This is a genomic window from Sedimentitalea xiamensis, from assembly GCF_030164465.1.
Lineage (GTDB): Bacteria > Pseudomonadota > Alphaproteobacteria > Rhodobacterales > Rhodobacteraceae > Sedimentitalea > Sedimentitalea xiamensis.
The window spans coordinates 95,574-109,283 of sequence record NZ_JASNJE010000003.1 but is presented as its reverse complement, the minus strand read 5'-3'; the positions used below and the strand labels follow the sequence as shown (position 1 = coordinate 109,283).

The window sequence follows — 13,710 nt, the reverse complement described above, 5'->3', positions numbered from 1 at the left end:
GCAATCCCGTCACGCCGCCGCCAGGCCCCGGCCTTTCAGCAGCGCCTCCACGCCGGGCAGCCGTCCGCGGAACGCCTTGTAAAGAACCTCCGGTTCCCGCGACCCGCCCGCCGACAGGATATGCATCTCCAGGGCCTTCGCCCGCTCCGCATCGAACGCGCCGCCGTTCTCCTCGAAGGCGGCAAAGGCATCGGCGTCCATGACCTCGGACCACATGTAGCTGTAATAGCCGCTGGAATAGCCGTCGCCGGAAAAGACATGGGCGAATTGCGGCGTCGCATGGCGCATCCCGATCGCATGCGGCATCCCGAGCCCGGCCAGCACCTCGGCCTGCTTCGCCATCGGATCCTCCGGCGCCTCTCCCTCGTGAAACGCCAGGTCGACCAGTGCCGAGGCGACATATTCCACCGTCTGAAACCCCATGTCGAAATTCGCGGCCCTCAGAACCTTGTCCAGCATGGCGCTTGGCATCGGCTCGCCGGTCTCGGCATGGGTCGCGAATGCGCGCAGCACCTCGGGCACTTCCAGCCAGTGTTCGTAAAGCTGGCTCGGCAGTTCGACGAAGTCGCGCGCCACCGAGGTGCCCGATATGCTTTCATAGGTCACGTCGGACAGCATCTGGTGCAGCGCATGGCCGAATTCGTGAAACAGGGTGCGCGCGTCGTCCCAGGACAGAAGCGCCGGATCGCCCTTGGCGAAGTTGCACACGTTGATGGCCACCGGCGCCTGCACCTCAGGGAACTTCGCCTGGCTGCGCATCGCACTGCACCAGGCGCCCGACCGCTTGCTGCCGCGGGCGAAATAGTCGCCGATGAAGACCGCCACATGCGCGCCGTTGCGCGTGACCTCCCAGGCGCGGCAATCGGGATGGTAGAGCGGGATGTCCAGCGGCGCGAACTCCAGCCCGAACAGCCGCGTCGCGCAGGAAAAGGCCGCTTCAATCATCCGGTCCAGTTGCAGGTAGGGCTTGAGCGCCGCCTCATCCAGATCGTGTTCCGCCCGCCGCCGCTTTTCCGCGTAATACCGCCAGTCCCAGGGTTCCAGCGGCCCGTTGATCCCGTCCGCCTGCATCATCGCGGTCAGCACCTCCGCGTCGGCCTCCGCCCGCGCCCTGGCCGGACCCCAGACCGCCATCAGCAGATCGCGGACCTGCGCGGGCGCGCGTGCCATCTCGGTTTCCAGCTTGTAGGCGGCGAAACTGTCATAGCCCAGCAGGGCCGCGCGCTCCTGGCGCAGCTTCAGGGTTTCGGCGGCAATCGCGCGGTTGTCGGTCTCGCCGCCATTGGCGCCGCGGGCCGCCCAGGCGCGATAGGCGGTTTCGCGCAGGTCGCGCCGTGGTGAAAATTGCAGAAACGGCACGATGAGCGAGCGCGACAGCGTCACCGCCGGCCCGTCCAGCCCCTTTTCGCGCCCGGCCTCCCGCGCGGCATCGACCACGAAACCCGGCAGCCCGGCAAGATCGGCTTCGCTCAGGTCCAGATGCCAGTCCCGTTCATCCGCCAGGAGGTTCTGCGTGAACCGGGTGCCCAGCGTCGCAAGGCGCGACTTGATCTCCTTCATGCGCTCTTCCTCGGCCCCCTCCAGAGCGGCCCCGGCCCGGACGAAACCGCGATGGGTGAGCATCAGGACCCGCGCCTGTTCCTCTGTCAGGTCCAGGTCGTCCTTGCGCGCCCAAAGGTCGGCGAGCCGCCGGAACAGCGCCTTGTTCGCCGAAATCTCGGAATAATGCGCCGCCAGCCGCGGCGAGAAATCCCGCTGCAAGGCTTCCCGCGTCGGGTTGCTGTCGGCCCCCGCGACGGTGAAGAACACCGACAGGACCTTGTCCAGCGCCGCGCCCGCAGCCTCCAGCGCCTCGACCGTGTTGGCGAAACTCGCGGGGTCGGGATCGGCCGCGATGGCGTCGATCTCGGCCCGATGTTCCGCCAGCGCCCGGTCCAGCGCCGGCGCGAAATCGTCATCGGAAATCGAGTCAAACGGCGCAATCTCGAACGGCGTCGTCCAGTCAGACAGGATCGGGTTGGTCATGGGGATCTCCTTTGGTCCGCAAGCTAGGGGCGGCGCGGGTCCGGGTCCAGTGCCGGGACGCGGTTTTGCGCAATGATCCCTGAAAACCGGGTTGCAAGCGCTGGACCGCCCCGTCACGGTGCGCCGGACCGCAAGAGAGGGGAGCATACCGATGAACCGCCGCAATACGACATACGGGCCGATGACCACCGCCATCCATGCCGGCGAGGATCCGGATCCAACGACCGGCGCCTCTGCCCCCGCGATTCACATGTCGTCCACCTTCGTGTCGCAGGATGTTTCGGGGTTCTCGGCCCATGACCTGACCCCCGACAGCCCCTATGCCTATGCCCGCTGGGCCAACCCGACCACAACGATGCTCGAAGCCAAGATCGCCGCGATGCAGGGCACCGAGGATTGTCTCGCCACCGCCTCGGGGATGGCCGCAGCCAGCGCGATCTTCTTCACCTTCCTGTCGGCGGGCGACCACGCGGTGATTTCCGACGTGTCCTATGCCGGGGTCGGCGAACTGGCCCGCGACACGCTGCCCCGGCTCGGGATCGAGGTCAGCATGGTCAACATGTCCGATCTGAACGCCGTCGCCGCCGCGATCCGCCCCAACACCAGGCTGGTGCACAGCGAAAGCCCGGTGAACCCGATCATCCGCCTCACCGATCTGGCGGCGGTGTCGAAACTGGCCCATGACGGCGGCGCGATCCATTCGACCGACGCGACCTTTGCCTCGCCATTGGGCATGGACACCGGCGTGCTCGGCATCGACCTCGTGATGCACTCGACCACCAAATATGTCGGCGGGCATGGCGACGCGGTCGGCGGGGCCGTCGCCGGACGCTCCGACCTGATCCGCCGGATGCGGCTCGAAGCCTCGATCCATCACGGCGGCATCCTGTCGCCCTTCAACGCCTGGCTGATCGCGCGGGGCGCATCGACCCTGCCGCTGCGGATGAAGGCCCATGCCGCCGGCGCGCAGGCGGTGGCGGAATGGCTGGAAACCCACCCCGCCGTGACCCGCGTCATCTACCCCGGCCTGAAATCGCACCCGCAACACGACCTGGCCCAGCGCCAGATGACCAATTGCTCGGGCATGCTCAGCTTCCAGGTGGGCGACGCGGCGACCGGGCAGCGCATCGCGCAGCAGATGATCGACCGGTTCGAGGTCATCCACTACGCCGTGTCGCTCGGACATCACCGGAGCCTGATGTTCTGGATGGAAACCGAAGGGCTGATGCAAACCTCGTTCCGCCTGACCGGAGCCGCGGCCGAAGATTACCGCGCCTATGCCGGGGACGGCATTTTCCGCCTGTCCGTCGGGCTGGAAGACGCCGACGACCTGATCACCGATCTGGACCGCGCGCTGTAGCGCCGCACACCGGACAGTCGGCGCGCGCCTTCAGCCGGATGGTGCGGGTCTCGCCGTAGAGCGCGTCATAGATCAGCATCTGCCCGCGCAGCGGCGTCCCGGCGTCGGTCACGACCTTGATCGCCTCCACCGCCATCATCGCGCCGATGACGCCCGGCAGCGGGCCGATGACGCCGGCCTCGGCACAGGACGGCGCGAGCCCCGGCGCCGGCGCCTCGGGAAAGATGCACTGGTAGCAGGGGCCGGAACGGGCCGGGTCGAACACGCTCAGCTGGCCTTCCCACTGCGACAGCGCCCCTGAAATCAGCGGCTTGCCCGCCGCCACGGCGGTCGCGTTGGACAGGTAGCGGGTGGCGAAATTGTCGGTGCCATCGAGGATCACGTCATAGTCGGCGAACAGATCGGCGGCGATCTCGGCGGTCAGGCGGCGATGATAGGGCCGCACCGTCACCGCCGGGTTCTGCGCCTGCATCGCGGCCTGGGCGGAAAACACCTTGGGCATGCCGATGTCCCGGTCCCGGTGAATGACCTGCCGTTGCAGATTGGCGTTTTCCACCACGTCGTCGTCGATCACGCCGATGGTGCCCACGCCCGCCGCCGCCAGGTATTGCAGCGCCGGCGCGCCCAGCCCCCCGGCGCCAATGACCAGGACCCGCGCCTGCTTCAGGCGTTTCTGCCCCGGTCCGCCGATCTCGCGCAGCACGATATGGCGGGCATAGCGATCCAGTTCGCTATCGCTGAACGCTGCTTTCGGCGGCGCCTGCTCGGAGGACGCCTGCCGCACCCCGGCCCTTCGCCGCAATGCGCCGACCATGCGGCCATAGACCACCGCCAGCGCGGCCGCCGCCGCCAGCATCAGCCAGAGCGCCGGGGATTTGCCGGTCGCCTGCCGGATCGGATGGCCGTCCGGGAGCGCCAGTTGCGCCAGCAGCACGACGCCGAACAGAACGGCGATCAGGATGAAGCGCGGCCGGCGCGGCGTTCCCATCAGAACGCCCAGCCCCCAGATCAGGGCGGCGAGAAGCAGGACCAGACCCATCAGCCGCGCCCGGTGGACCCGAATCCGCCCGCGCCGCGCCGGGACTCCGTCAGGCGGTCCACCGGCTCGAACCGGGCCCGCACCACCGGCGCGATCACGATCTGCGCGATCCGGTCGCCATGGGCGATGACGAAGACGGTGTCGCCCGCGTTCATCAGGATCACCCCCAGGGGACCGCGATAATCGCTGTCGATGGTTCCGGGCGCGTTCGGCAGGGTGATCCCGTGTTTCAGCGCCAGACCCGAGCGAGGCCGGATCTGCGCCTCGAACCCTTCGGGGATCTCGATCCGCAGTCCGGTCGGCACCAGCGCCCGCGCCCCCGGCTCCAGGGTCAGGCTTCCCCGGTCCGGCAGGTTGGCCCGCAGGTCCGCCCCCGCCGCGCCCGCGGTCTCATAGCTCGGCAGGGCGACGCTCTCATCCGCCCCTTCTTCACGTGTCACCCGGATCGAAACCATGTCCTGAACCTGCTTCATCTTTGCGAAAATACTCTCGCCGAAGGCGACATCACCCGCTCAGGGCGCCCGCGATCCGCTCGGCCAACCGGCGCGCCACCGCGTCCTTGCCCATGCGCGGCCAGGTCTCCGCCCCCTCTGCCGAGATCAGCACGACAGCGTTCTCGGTCCCGCCCATGATTCCCGTGGCCGGGCTCACGTCGTTGGCCACGATCCAGTCGCATTGCTTGCGCGCGCGCTTGGCGGCCGCGTTCTCGATCACGTCATCGGTTTCCGCCGCGAAACCGACCACGAGGCCGGGCCGGCCTTCGGTCATATGCGCCACCCGCGCCAGGATATCCGGGTTCTCGGCGAATTCCAGCACCGGCAAACCGTCGCGGCTTTTCTTCAACTTCCGGTCCGACGCCTGCGCCATGCGCCAGTCCGCGACGGCGGCGGCGAACACCGCCGCATCGGCCGGCAGGGCGGCATCCACCGCATCCGACATCTGCTGCGCCGTCTGGACCCGCACGACCTGCACGCCATCGGGCGCGGGCACGTCGGCGGGGCCGGTCACGAACACCACCTCCGCCCCAAGCGCCGCCAGCGCCCGCGCAATCGCGGTGCCCTGCGCGCCGGAGGACCGGTTGGCGATGTAGCGCACGGGGTCTATCGGTTCGTGCGTCGGGCCGGAGGTGACGAGAATCCGCTTGCCGCGCAGCGGACCGTCCGTCAACGCCGCCTCTATCGCGGCCAGGATCTCCGCCGGCTCCGCCATGCGTCCGGGTCCGAACTCGCCGCAGGCCATGCTGCCGTCGTTCGGCCCGACGACACGAATGCCATCGGCCAGCAACCGCGCGTGATTGCGCCGGGTGGCCACATGCTCCCACATCCGCACGTTCATCGCCGGCGCGATCAGCACCGGCTTGTCGGTGGCCAGCAGCAGGGTCGAGGCGAGATCGTTCGCCAGCCCCTGCGCCATCCTGGCCATCAGGTCCGCCGTCGCCGGGGCGACCACGATCAGGTCGGCGCTGCGCGACAGCTGGATGTGGCCCATCTCCGTCTCGTCCCCGAGATCGAACAGGTCGCGATAGACCTTCTGCCCCGCCAGCCCGGCCAGGGACAGCGGCGTCACGAATTCCGCGCCGGCGCTTGTCAGGACCGGGGTGACGGTCGCCCCGCGGTCCTGAAGCCGCCGGATCAGTTCCAGCGACTTGTAGGCGGCGATGCCTCCCCCGACGATCAGCAATATGCGTTTGGAGGCCAGCATTCGACGCATCCTTCAGTCAGACCGTCCCGACCATAGGCGGGGCCTCGCGGTTCTGCCAGTGCCTATCGGCACAAAGTCAATCGCCCGCCCTGCTGAAAGCGTCGCAGGGATCGCCCCGATCCACCGGCGCGGCATCGATCACCGCATCGAACGCGCCGCCGATCTGCCCGCCTTCGGACTGCCCGAGCGCAAAGATGTCGAGCCCCGGCCTGACCCGGTCCAGGAAAACCGGCACACCCCAGTCCCGCCGCGCATGGCCATTTCCGGTAATCACGGCCACCGGCCCGCCCGTGTCATCCAGCGCCGCGATGACTTCACGGGCGAGAACCGCATCGCGCAACCGCTGGATATCGACCATCGCCGCCAGCCTGTCTTCCGGGATCGCATTGCAATGCGCCTCGCGCTGCAGGGATTCGCGCTCGGCGGATTCGGCGGCGGGCAGGTCGGCAGTCAATCCATAGAGCTCCGCATCCGCCCCGAACGCGACGGCGGGGCCGCTCTGGATCGCCGCCAGGGCCGCAGCGCGCGGAACCTCCCCGCCATAGATCCGGGCGTCCGGCGCCGCCTGGAATATCGGATGATACATCGCAAAGGGCGGCCAGCCCGATTCGGCCCATTCCAGGACCTCCTCCAGACGTTCCGGTTCCCGGATCAGCGCGGCATTGATCCGTCCCGCCTCGACGCCGGTCAGCATCTCCCAGACCACGGCCCTTGGCTGCAACGCCGACAGGGCCTGGGCCTGCGCCGCGTGGTGCGCCGGGTTGTCGTGAACTTCCCCGAGGATCACCACGTCGGCGGCCTTCATCCGGGCCAAGAGGTCCGGCGACGGATCGGCCGCCCCAAGAGGAGCGGCCAGCAAGGCGGTCACGCCGCAAATCAGCAAAGCAAGGTTTCTCATCAGAGAAAATGTTGCACTTCCCGCGACTGGGACTCAAGGCTCTTGCGCATTTTCTGGAACGCCACGGCTTCCAGTTGCCGCACCCGTTCCTTGGACAGGCCCAGTTCGCCGCCAAGGCTCTCCAGCGTCCTGGGCTGGTCGCGCAGCTTGCGTTCGCGCACGATGAACCGTTCGCGGTCGCTCAGACCCTGCATGGCGGCCAGAAGCCAGGCGCGCAATTGCTCGCGATCGTGGGTCTCTTCGACCAGGTCCGCCGCCTGCGCGGACTCGTCTTCCAGCGCATCGATCCATTCGCGCCCCTCGTCATCCACCGACTGCGTCGCGTTCAGCGAGAAATCGGACCCGGACAAACGCCCTTCCATCATCTCGACATCGCGCAGCGGCACACCGATCTCGGTCGAGATCAACTGGTGCAACTGGTGCCGGTCCAGCTTTTCGCCCTGCGCCGCCGCTTCCCGTTCCAGACGCGCCTGAACGCGGCGCATGTTGAAGAACAGCGATTTCTGCGAAGAGGTCGATCCGGTGCGCACCATCGACCAGTTGCGCATCACGTAGTCCTGGATGGACGCCTTGATCCACCACACCGCATAGGTGGAAAACCGCACCCCTCGGTCCGGATCGAACTTGTCAGCGGCCTTCATCAGGCCAAGCCCCGCCTCCTGCACCAGATCGTTCATCGGGGCGCCGTAGCGGCGGAACTTGGCGGCCATCGAAATGGCCAGCCGCATGTAGGCGGTAATCAGCCTGTGCAGGGCCGCTTCATCCCGATCGTCGCGCCACGCATAGGCGAGCTTCAGTTCGGTTTCCGCGTCCAGCAACTCCGCCTTCATCGCCGTGCGCGACAACGAAAACTCTCTAGAAGCGTCCAGTGCCATGATAACCCCCGCTTTGTCTGACATCGTCGGTTGCTTGTGCTACGTTATTGTGACGATTACGTGGGGTCACGGCAAACGGATCAATCACAGGTAAATTAAACGTGTATCCCAGATTCACTTTGGTGCTCGGCGGGGCGGCTTCGGGAAAATCCGATTTCGCCGAGGCATTCGCGGTCCGGAATGGCAAGGCAAGGGTCTATCTGGCGACCGCACAGGCGCTGGACGGCGAAATGCGCCGCAAGATCGACGAGCACATCGCCCGGCGCGGCGACGGCTGGACCACCGTCGAAGCGCCGGACGACCTGTCGCATCCCCTGGCTGCGCTGACCTCCGGGCAGGTCTGCCTGCTGGACTGCGCGACCATGTGGCTCAGCAACCGGATGCTGTCCGGGGACGGCGACACCGGCACGGCGCGTTCCGTGCTCCTGCGGGATCTTTCGCGCTGCGCCGCCGACCTTGTCGTCGTCTCCAACGAGACCGGCCAGGGGATCGTGCCGGACACCGCGCTTGCCCGCCGGTTCCGCGAGGCGCAGGGGCGGCTGAACATCGCGCTTGCCGCGCAGGCCGATCTCGTGATCCAGGTGATCGCGGGGCTGCCGCAGGTTCTGAAGGGACAGATGCCGTGACGCGGCTGCATCTCGTCCGCCACGGCCCCACCCATGCCAAGTCGATGGTCGGCTGGTCCGACCTGCCCGCGGATCTCAGCGACACGGCGCAGCTGGACCGGCTGTCGTTGCTCCTGCCACGGCCCGCGCTGGTCGTCTCATCGGACCTGCGCCGCGCCGCGGCCACCGCCGATGCGATCGCCGGAAACCGGAGGCGGCTGCCGAATGACCCGGCCCTGCGCGAGATCAACTTCGGGGCCTGGGAACTGCGCCGCTTCGCCGAGATCGAAGCCGAAGATCCCGAGCGCATCCGCGCCTACTGGGACACGCCCGGCGACGTTCGCCCGCCGGGCGGAGAAAGCTGGAACGAGGTCTGCGCCCGCGTCGATGCGGCGGTCGACCGGCTGATCGCCGCCCATGACGGTCAGGACATCGTCATCGTCGCCCATTTCGGCGCGATCCTGACACAGGTGCAGCGGGCGCTTCGCCTGCCTGCGGCCGACGCGTTCTCGCACCGCATCGACAACCTGTCCGTGACCGAACTGTCGCTGTATCCGGACGGATGGCGGGTGGCGGGGATCAATCGCCTTCCGTGATGGGCGGGCGCACAGAAGACCGGTTTACCGGCCCATCGGCATGGGAATAGTCTGCCTCCATGACATATGATCTCTTCATCGGCGACAGGATGTTTTCAAGCTGGTCCCTGCGGGGCTGGCTGCTGTTGCGGAAATTCGGCATCCCGCACCGCCTGCACATGATCGGTCTCTATTCCGGCACGATGGCCAGGGACATGGCCGCCCTCGCCCCGGCGCGGCTGGTGCCGGTCCTGCGCACGCCCGAAGGCACCGTGATCGGCGAAAGCCTGGCCATTGCCGAAACCCTGCATGAACGCCACCCCGCCGCCGGGCTCTGGCCCAGCGATCCCGCAGGCCGCGCCACGGCCCGCTGGCTCTGCGCCGAAATGGCCTCCGGATTCGCGGCGCTGCGGTCGGAATGCCCGATGCAGCTGCAATACCGCCACGTCGGATTTGCGGCCTCGGACGCGGTTCTGGCAGACCTCGGCCGGCTGCAGACCCTCTGGGATCATGCGCGGTCGGTCTCGGGATCGACGACGCAATGGCTGTTTGGCGACTATTGCGCGGCGGATGTCTTTTTCACGCCGGTCGCCGCGCGGATCGTCGGATACGGGCTGCCCGTGACCGAACGTGCGAACGCCTATTGCACGGCCCTTCTCGGCGATGGCGCGTTCCGGGACTGGCGCCGCGCCGCGTTCGACGTGAGCTACGATCCCGATCCCTATGCGCGCGACCTGCCCAACGAACCCTGGCCGGTTTTCACCTGAGCCGCGGCGAAGGACCGGCACCGGCGTTAACCATTCCTAAACCACGGTTCCGCTAGCCGTTAACCTGCGCAAGCGGGGGTTCGGGGTCTTATGGTCGCACATGCCTATACGGTCGCCTTTCAGGGGGTGGACGCCCGCCTGGTCGAGGTGCAATGCGCCGTCACCCCCGGCCTGCCCGCGTTCTCCGTCGTCGGCCTGCCCGACAAGGCCGTGTCCGAAGCCCGCGACCGGGTGCGCACCGCGCTGAATTCGATGGCCATCGCCCTGCCGTCCCGCCGGATCACCATCAACCTGTCCCCGGCGGACCTGCCCAAGGAAGGCAGCCATTTCGACCTTCCCATCGCGCTGGCGCTGCTGGCGGCGCTGGAGATCGTGCCCGCCGATGCGGTCGAAGGCGTCGTCGCCCTTGGCGAACTGTCGCTGGACGGATCACTGGTGCCGGTGCTGGGCGCCCTGCCCGCCGCGATGACCGCCGCCGAGGAAGACCGCGGCCTGCTGTGCCCCGCCGCCTCCGGCGCGGAAGCGGCCTGGGTCGGCGCGACCCAGGTCATCGGGGCCGCCAGCCTCAGCGACGTGGTGCGCCATTTCACCGGCCAGGCCCCGATCGCCCCCGCCGAGCCGGGCGAGATTTCCACCCGGCCGCCGGACCGGGACCTGCGCGACGTCAAGGGACAGGAACGGGCGAAACGCGCGCTGGAAATCGCCGCCGCCGGGCGGCATCACCTGATGCTCGTCGGCTCTCCCGGATCGGGCAAGTCCATGCTCGCGGCCCGCATCCCCGGCATCCTGCCGCAACTGACCGCCGCCGAAGCTCTGGAAACCTCGATGATCCAGTCGCTCTGCGGCCTGCTCGACGAAGGCGGCATCAACCGCACCCGCCCGTTCCGCGAACCGCATCATACCGCCTCCATGGCGGCCATCGTCGGCGGCGGGCGCAACGCCAAACCCGGAGAAATCAGCCTTGCGCACAACGGCGTGCTGTTCATGGACGAGTTCCCGGAATTCGCCCGCGCCGTGCTGGAAACCCTGCGCCAGCCCATCGAAACCGGCGAAATCATGATCGCGCGGGCCAATGCGCATGTGAAATACCCCTGCAGGTTCATGCTCGTCGCCGCCGCCAACCCCTGCAAATGCGGCTACATGGCCGATCCGGGCCGCGCCTGCGCGCGGGTGCCGGTATGCGGTGAAGACTACATGGGGCGCATTTCCGGGCCGCTGATGGACCGGTTCGACCTGCGGCTCGAAGTGCCGCCGGTCGCGTTCACCGACCTGGACCTGCCGGCTTCCGGGGACGATTCCGCCACGGTCGCCGCCCGCGTCGCGATGGCCCGGCGGGTGCAGGCCGACCGATTCGCCGGGCAGGAGGGGCTGCGCCAGAACGCGGATGCGGAAGGGGCCCGGCTCGAGGAGATCGCCACCCCGGACACCGAAGGCCGCGAGCTCCTGTCCCGCGTCGCCGAACGCTTCGGCCTGTCCGCGCGCGGCTACCACCGGGTCCTGCGCGTGGCCCGCACCATCGCCGACCTCGACCATTCCCCCGGCGTGCGCCGCCCGCATGTGGCCGAGGCGCTCAGCTTCCGGCTGTCGACCGCGGCGGCCTGACGGTCAGGCGAGCTTCGCTTCGATGGCCTGCCAGATCTTCTCTGCGACGTTCACGCCGTCGAACCGTTCCAGTTCCTGGATGCCCGTGGGCGAGGTCACGTTGATTTCCGTGAGATAGTCGCCGATCACGTCGATGCCGACGAAGACCTGCCCCTTTTCCTTCAGCAACGGGCCGATGGCGGCGCAGATTTCCAGGTCGCGCTCGCTCAGCCCGATCTTCTCGGGCCGGCCGCCCACATGCATGTTCGACCGGGTTTCGCCCGCCGCCGGCACCCGGTTGATCGCCCCGACCGCCTCGCCATCGACCAGGATCACCCGCTTGTCGCCATTGCTGACATCGGGCAGGAATTTCTGCACGATCAGCGGTTCGCGGGAAAACCCGGTGAACAGTTCGTGCAGCGAGGTCAGGTTGCGGTCGTTGGCGTCGAGCCGGAACACCCCGGCGCCGCCGTTGCCATAAAGCGGCTTCAGGATGATGTCGCCATGGCGGGCCTTGAACGCCTTGATCGTCTCCAGATCGCGGGCGACGGTCGTGGGCGGGGTCAGCTCCGGGAAATCCAGCACCAGCAGCTTCTCGGGGTAATTGCGCACCCAGAACGGATCGTTCACCACCAGAGTCCGCCCCCTCAGTCGGTCCAGCAGATGGGTCGAGGTGATGTAATGCATGTCGAACGGCGGATCCTGACGCAGCCAGACCACGTCGAATTCCGCCAGGTCGACCTCGCGCATGTCGCCGAGAATCGCCGGCGTCCCGGCGACGCGCTGCACCACCATGTCCCGCCCGCGCGCCGTGATCCGGCCTTCCTGGTAGGCCAGGTGGTCCGGGCCGTAGAAAAACAGCGAATGCCCCCGCGCCTGCGCCTCTTCGGCGAGGCGGAAACTGCTGTCGGCATCGATGTTGACGTTCCCGATCGGGTCCATCTGAAAGGCGATCTTCATGGCGGGTTCCTTGTTCTGCGCCAGATACATGGCGCAGCCCCGTCAGAGGATCAATGCCGATCAGCCCTGCCCGAAGGCGTTTTCGAGGATTTCGAACGCCCCGGCGGCGTCCATCAGCGCCACATCGAACCGGGACTCCGTCAACTGGCCCAGCGGTTCCTCATCCAGAAACCGTTCGGCGGAAAGCCGGATTCTCGCCATCTGGACCGGGCCGATCCGTTCGGCGGCGCCGGCGATCGTGGCGCTTTTCTTGACCTCGACAAAGACCACCTCGCCTCCGCGCCGCAGGATCAGGTCGATTTCCCCGCCCGGCCCGCGCCAGCGCGCCGCCGCCAGCGCATAGCCGAGCCGCTCGTAGTGCCGCGCGATGCGCCGTTCGGCGGCGTCGCCGCCGTGATGCGCCATCTGCCCGCGCGCCCTGTTGCCTGCCTGCGCCATCGCCTGTCCCCGGCCTGAAAGCCCCCGTTCACCCTTTCGCCAGTTTCAGCGCCATCTGGTAGACCTTGCGCCGTGGCATGTCGTGCATCCGCGACACCAGGTCGGCGGCATCCTTCACCGATCCCTGCTTCAGCGCCGCGATCAGGTCCTCTTCTACATCGGATTCCTTAACGATTTCCGCTCCCGCCCTGTCCACCACCAGCACGATCTCGCCCCGCGCCGGATCGGCAACGGCGCTTTCCGCCAGATCGCGAAGCGACCCGCGGCGCACTTCCTCGAATTTCTTGGTCAGTTCGCGGCACAGGGCGGCCGGCCGGTCCGGGCCGAGAACATCCGCCATGTCCGACAGGCTGGCCGCCACCCGCTTGGGCGATTCGTAAAACACCAGCGTGCCGGGCACCATGCGCAGCGTTTCCAGCCGCGACCGGCGCGCGGCCTTCGCGTTCGGCAGGAAGCCCGCGAAAAAGAACGCGTCGGTGGGCAGCCCCGCCAGGGTCAGCGCCGTCAGCACCGCCGAAGCGCCGGGGGCGGCCGTCACCAGATGGCCCGCCTCGCCCGCCGCACGGGACAGATCATAGCCCGGATCGGCGATCAGCGGCATCCCGGCCTCGGACGCATAGGCCACCGACTGCCCCTCGGCCAGCGCGTCCAGCAGCCGTTTGCGCGCCCCTTCCGCGCTGTAATCGTGGTAGGACACGATCCGCCGGCCCTCCAGCGGCACGCCGTGGATCTCCATCAGGTGCCGCAGGCTGCGCGTGTCCTCCGCCGCGATCACATCGGCGGAGGCCAGCACATCCAGCGCCCGCAACGTGATATCCCGCGCCGTGCCAATCGGCGTCGCGACAAAGTAGAGGCCGGCGGCCAATCTGACCTTTTGATGATTCAA

General features: G+C 68.0%; 14 protein-coding genes. 5 read left to right on the top strand and 9 right to left on the bottom strand.

Going from position 1 to position 13,710, the window contains the following annotated elements; genetic code table 11:
• Nucleotides 1-9: 9 nt before the first annotated feature.
• Nucleotides 10-2,025: a M3 family metallopeptidase gene (locus tag QO034_RS03585; protein ID WP_284484128.1), complete on the bottom strand. Its 2,016-nt coding sequence runs from the start codon at nucleotides 2,023-2,025 to the stop codon at nucleotides 10-12.
• A 151-nt stretch (nucleotides 2,026-2,176) separates the two neighbouring features.
• Between QO034_RS03585 and QO034_RS03580 the strand changes: the two genes are divergently transcribed.
• Nucleotides 2,177-3,385, top strand: a complete 1,209-nt coding sequence (locus QO034_RS03580; RefSeq protein WP_284484127.1) for a trans-sulfuration enzyme family protein — start codon at nucleotides 2,177-2,179, stop codon at nucleotides 3,383-3,385.
• On the opposite strand, the gene QO034_RS03575 is transcribed toward QO034_RS03580, so the two are convergent.
• From QO034_RS03575 to QO034_RS03555, 5 genes are all read right to left on the bottom strand, one after another.
• Nucleotides 3,360-4,424 carry a HesA/MoeB/ThiF family protein gene (locus tag QO034_RS03575; RefSeq protein ID WP_284484126.1) on the bottom strand — a complete coding sequence of 355 codons (1,065 nt, stop codon included), beginning with the start codon at nucleotides 4,422-4,424 and terminating at the stop codon, nucleotides 3,360-3,362. The two genes, QO034_RS03580 and QO034_RS03575, sit on opposite strands and share 26 nt — an antisense overlap.
• Nucleotides 4,424-4,879 (bottom strand): dUTP diphosphatase, encoded by a 456-nt coding sequence (gene dut / locus QO034_RS03570; protein ID WP_284484283.1) that lies wholly within the window; start codon nucleotides 4,877-4,879, stop codon nucleotides 4,424-4,426. The genes QO034_RS03575 and dut overlap by 1 nt, the downstream gene beginning before the upstream one ends.
• A gap of 49 nt (nucleotides 4,880-4,928) precedes the next feature.
• Complete coding sequence (gene coaBC, locus QO034_RS03565; protein WP_284484125.1) at nucleotides 4,929-6,125, bottom strand: bifunctional phosphopantothenoylcysteine decarboxylase/phosphopantothenate--cysteine ligase CoaBC; 1,197 nt, start codon at nucleotides 6,123-6,125, stop codon at nucleotides 4,929-4,931.
• Between the two features lie 76 nt (nucleotides 6,126-6,201).
• Nucleotides 6,202-7,023, bottom strand: coding sequence for a ChaN family lipoprotein (locus QO034_RS03560; RefSeq protein WP_284484124.1), 822 nt, complete (start codon nucleotides 7,021-7,023; stop codon nucleotides 6,202-6,204).
• Entirely contained in the window at nucleotides 7,023-7,898 is an 876-nt protein-coding gene (locus QO034_RS03555; RefSeq protein WP_284484123.1) for an RNA polymerase factor sigma-32, read from the bottom strand. Before QO034_RS03555 ends, QO034_RS03560 begins: the two co-directional genes overlap by 1 nt.
• 101 nt (nucleotides 7,899-7,999) lie before the next feature.
• On the opposite strand from QO034_RS03555, the gene cobU reads away from it, so the two are divergent.
• The 4 genes from cobU (at nucleotide 8,000) to QO034_RS03535 (ending at nucleotide 11,447) form a co-directional block, all read left to right on the top strand.
• The gene (cobU, locus tag QO034_RS03550; protein ID WP_284484122.1) at nucleotides 8,000-8,524 is read left to right on the top strand and encodes a bifunctional adenosylcobinamide kinase/adenosylcobinamide-phosphate guanylyltransferase; all 525 of its coding nucleotides are present in this window, start codon (nucleotides 8,000-8,002) and stop codon (nucleotides 8,522-8,524) included.
• Nucleotides 8,521-9,099, top strand: a complete 579-nt coding sequence (locus tag QO034_RS03545; RefSeq protein WP_284484121.1) for a histidine phosphatase family protein — start codon at nucleotides 8,521-8,523, stop codon at nucleotides 9,097-9,099. Before cobU ends, QO034_RS03545 begins: the two co-directional genes overlap by 4 nt.
• A gap of 59 nt (nucleotides 9,100-9,158) precedes the next feature.
• Nucleotides 9,159-9,845 carry a glutathione S-transferase gene (locus tag QO034_RS03540; protein ID WP_284484120.1) on the top strand — a complete coding sequence of 229 codons (687 nt, stop codon included), beginning with the start codon at nucleotides 9,159-9,161 and terminating at the stop codon, nucleotides 9,843-9,845.
• 90 nt (nucleotides 9,846-9,935) lie between these two features.
• Nucleotides 9,936-11,447: a YifB family Mg chelatase-like AAA ATPase gene (locus tag QO034_RS03535; protein WP_284484119.1), complete on the top strand. Its 1,512-nt coding sequence runs from the start codon at nucleotides 9,936-9,938 to the stop codon at nucleotides 11,445-11,447.
• 3 nt (nucleotides 11,448-11,450) lie between these two features.
• Here the strand turns inward: QO034_RS03535 and gshB are convergent, their stop codons facing one another.
• The 3 genes from gshB to rsmI are packed head-to-tail and all read right to left on the bottom strand — an operon-like array spanning nucleotide 11,451 to nucleotide 13,710.
• A complete protein-coding gene (gshB, locus tag QO034_RS03530) occupies nucleotides 11,451-12,386 on the bottom strand; it encodes a glutathione synthase (protein WP_284484118.1) in 936 nt (311 codons plus the stop codon).
• A gap of 60 nt (nucleotides 12,387-12,446) precedes the next feature.
• On the bottom strand, nucleotides 12,447-12,824 hold the full coding sequence (locus QO034_RS03525) for a YraN family protein (protein ID WP_284484117.1): 378 nt from the start codon (nucleotides 12,822-12,824) through the stop codon (nucleotides 12,447-12,449).
• Between the two features lie 28 nt (nucleotides 12,825-12,852).
• Nucleotides 12,853-13,710, bottom strand: a complete 858-nt coding sequence (gene rsmI, locus QO034_RS03520; RefSeq protein WP_284484116.1) for a 16S rRNA (cytidine(1402)-2'-O)-methyltransferase — start codon at nucleotides 13,708-13,710, stop codon at nucleotides 12,853-12,855.

What these genes read in the sequence shown, in the direction of transcription:
- QO034_RS03585 (WP_284484128.1), bottom strand. Translation starts at nt 2,025, where the DNA reads ATGACCAACCCGATCCTGTCTGACTGGACGACGCCGTTCGAGATTGCG.
- QO034_RS03580 (WP_284484127.1), top strand. Translation starts at nt 2,177, where the DNA reads ATGAACCGCCGCAATACGACATACGGGCCGATGACCACCGCCATCCAT.
- QO034_RS03575 (WP_284484126.1), bottom strand. Translation starts at nt 4,424, where the DNA reads ATGGGTCTGGTCCTGCTTCTCGCCGCCCTGATCTGGGGGCTGGGCGTT.
- dut (WP_284484283.1), bottom strand. Translation starts at nt 4,879, where the DNA reads ATGGTTTCGATCCGGGTGACACGTGAAGAAGGGGCGGATGAGAGCGTC.
- coaBC (WP_284484125.1), bottom strand. Translation starts at nt 6,125, where the DNA reads ATGCTGGCCTCCAAACGCATATTGCTGATCGTCGGGGGAGGCATCGCC.
- QO034_RS03560 (WP_284484124.1), bottom strand. Translation starts at nt 7,023, where the DNA reads ATGAGAAACCTTGCTTTGCTGATTTGCGGCGTGACCGCCTTGCTGGCC.
- QO034_RS03555 (WP_284484123.1), bottom strand. Translation starts at nt 7,898, where the DNA reads ATGGCACTGGACGCTTCTAGAGAGTTTTCGTTGTCGCGCACGGCGATG.
- QO034_RS03540 (WP_284484120.1), top strand. Translation starts at nt 9,159, where the DNA reads ATGACATATGATCTCTTCATCGGCGACAGGATGTTTTCAAGCTGGTCC.
- QO034_RS03535 (WP_284484119.1), top strand. Translation starts at nt 9,936, where the DNA reads ATGGTCGCACATGCCTATACGGTCGCCTTTCAGGGGGTGGACGCCCGC.
- gshB (WP_284484118.1), bottom strand. Translation starts at nt 12,386, where the DNA reads ATGAAGATCGCCTTTCAGATGGACCCGATCGGGAACGTCAACATCGAT.
- QO034_RS03525 (WP_284484117.1), bottom strand. Translation starts at nt 12,824, where the DNA reads ATGGCGCAGGCAGGCAACAGGGCGCGCGGGCAGATGGCGCATCACGGC.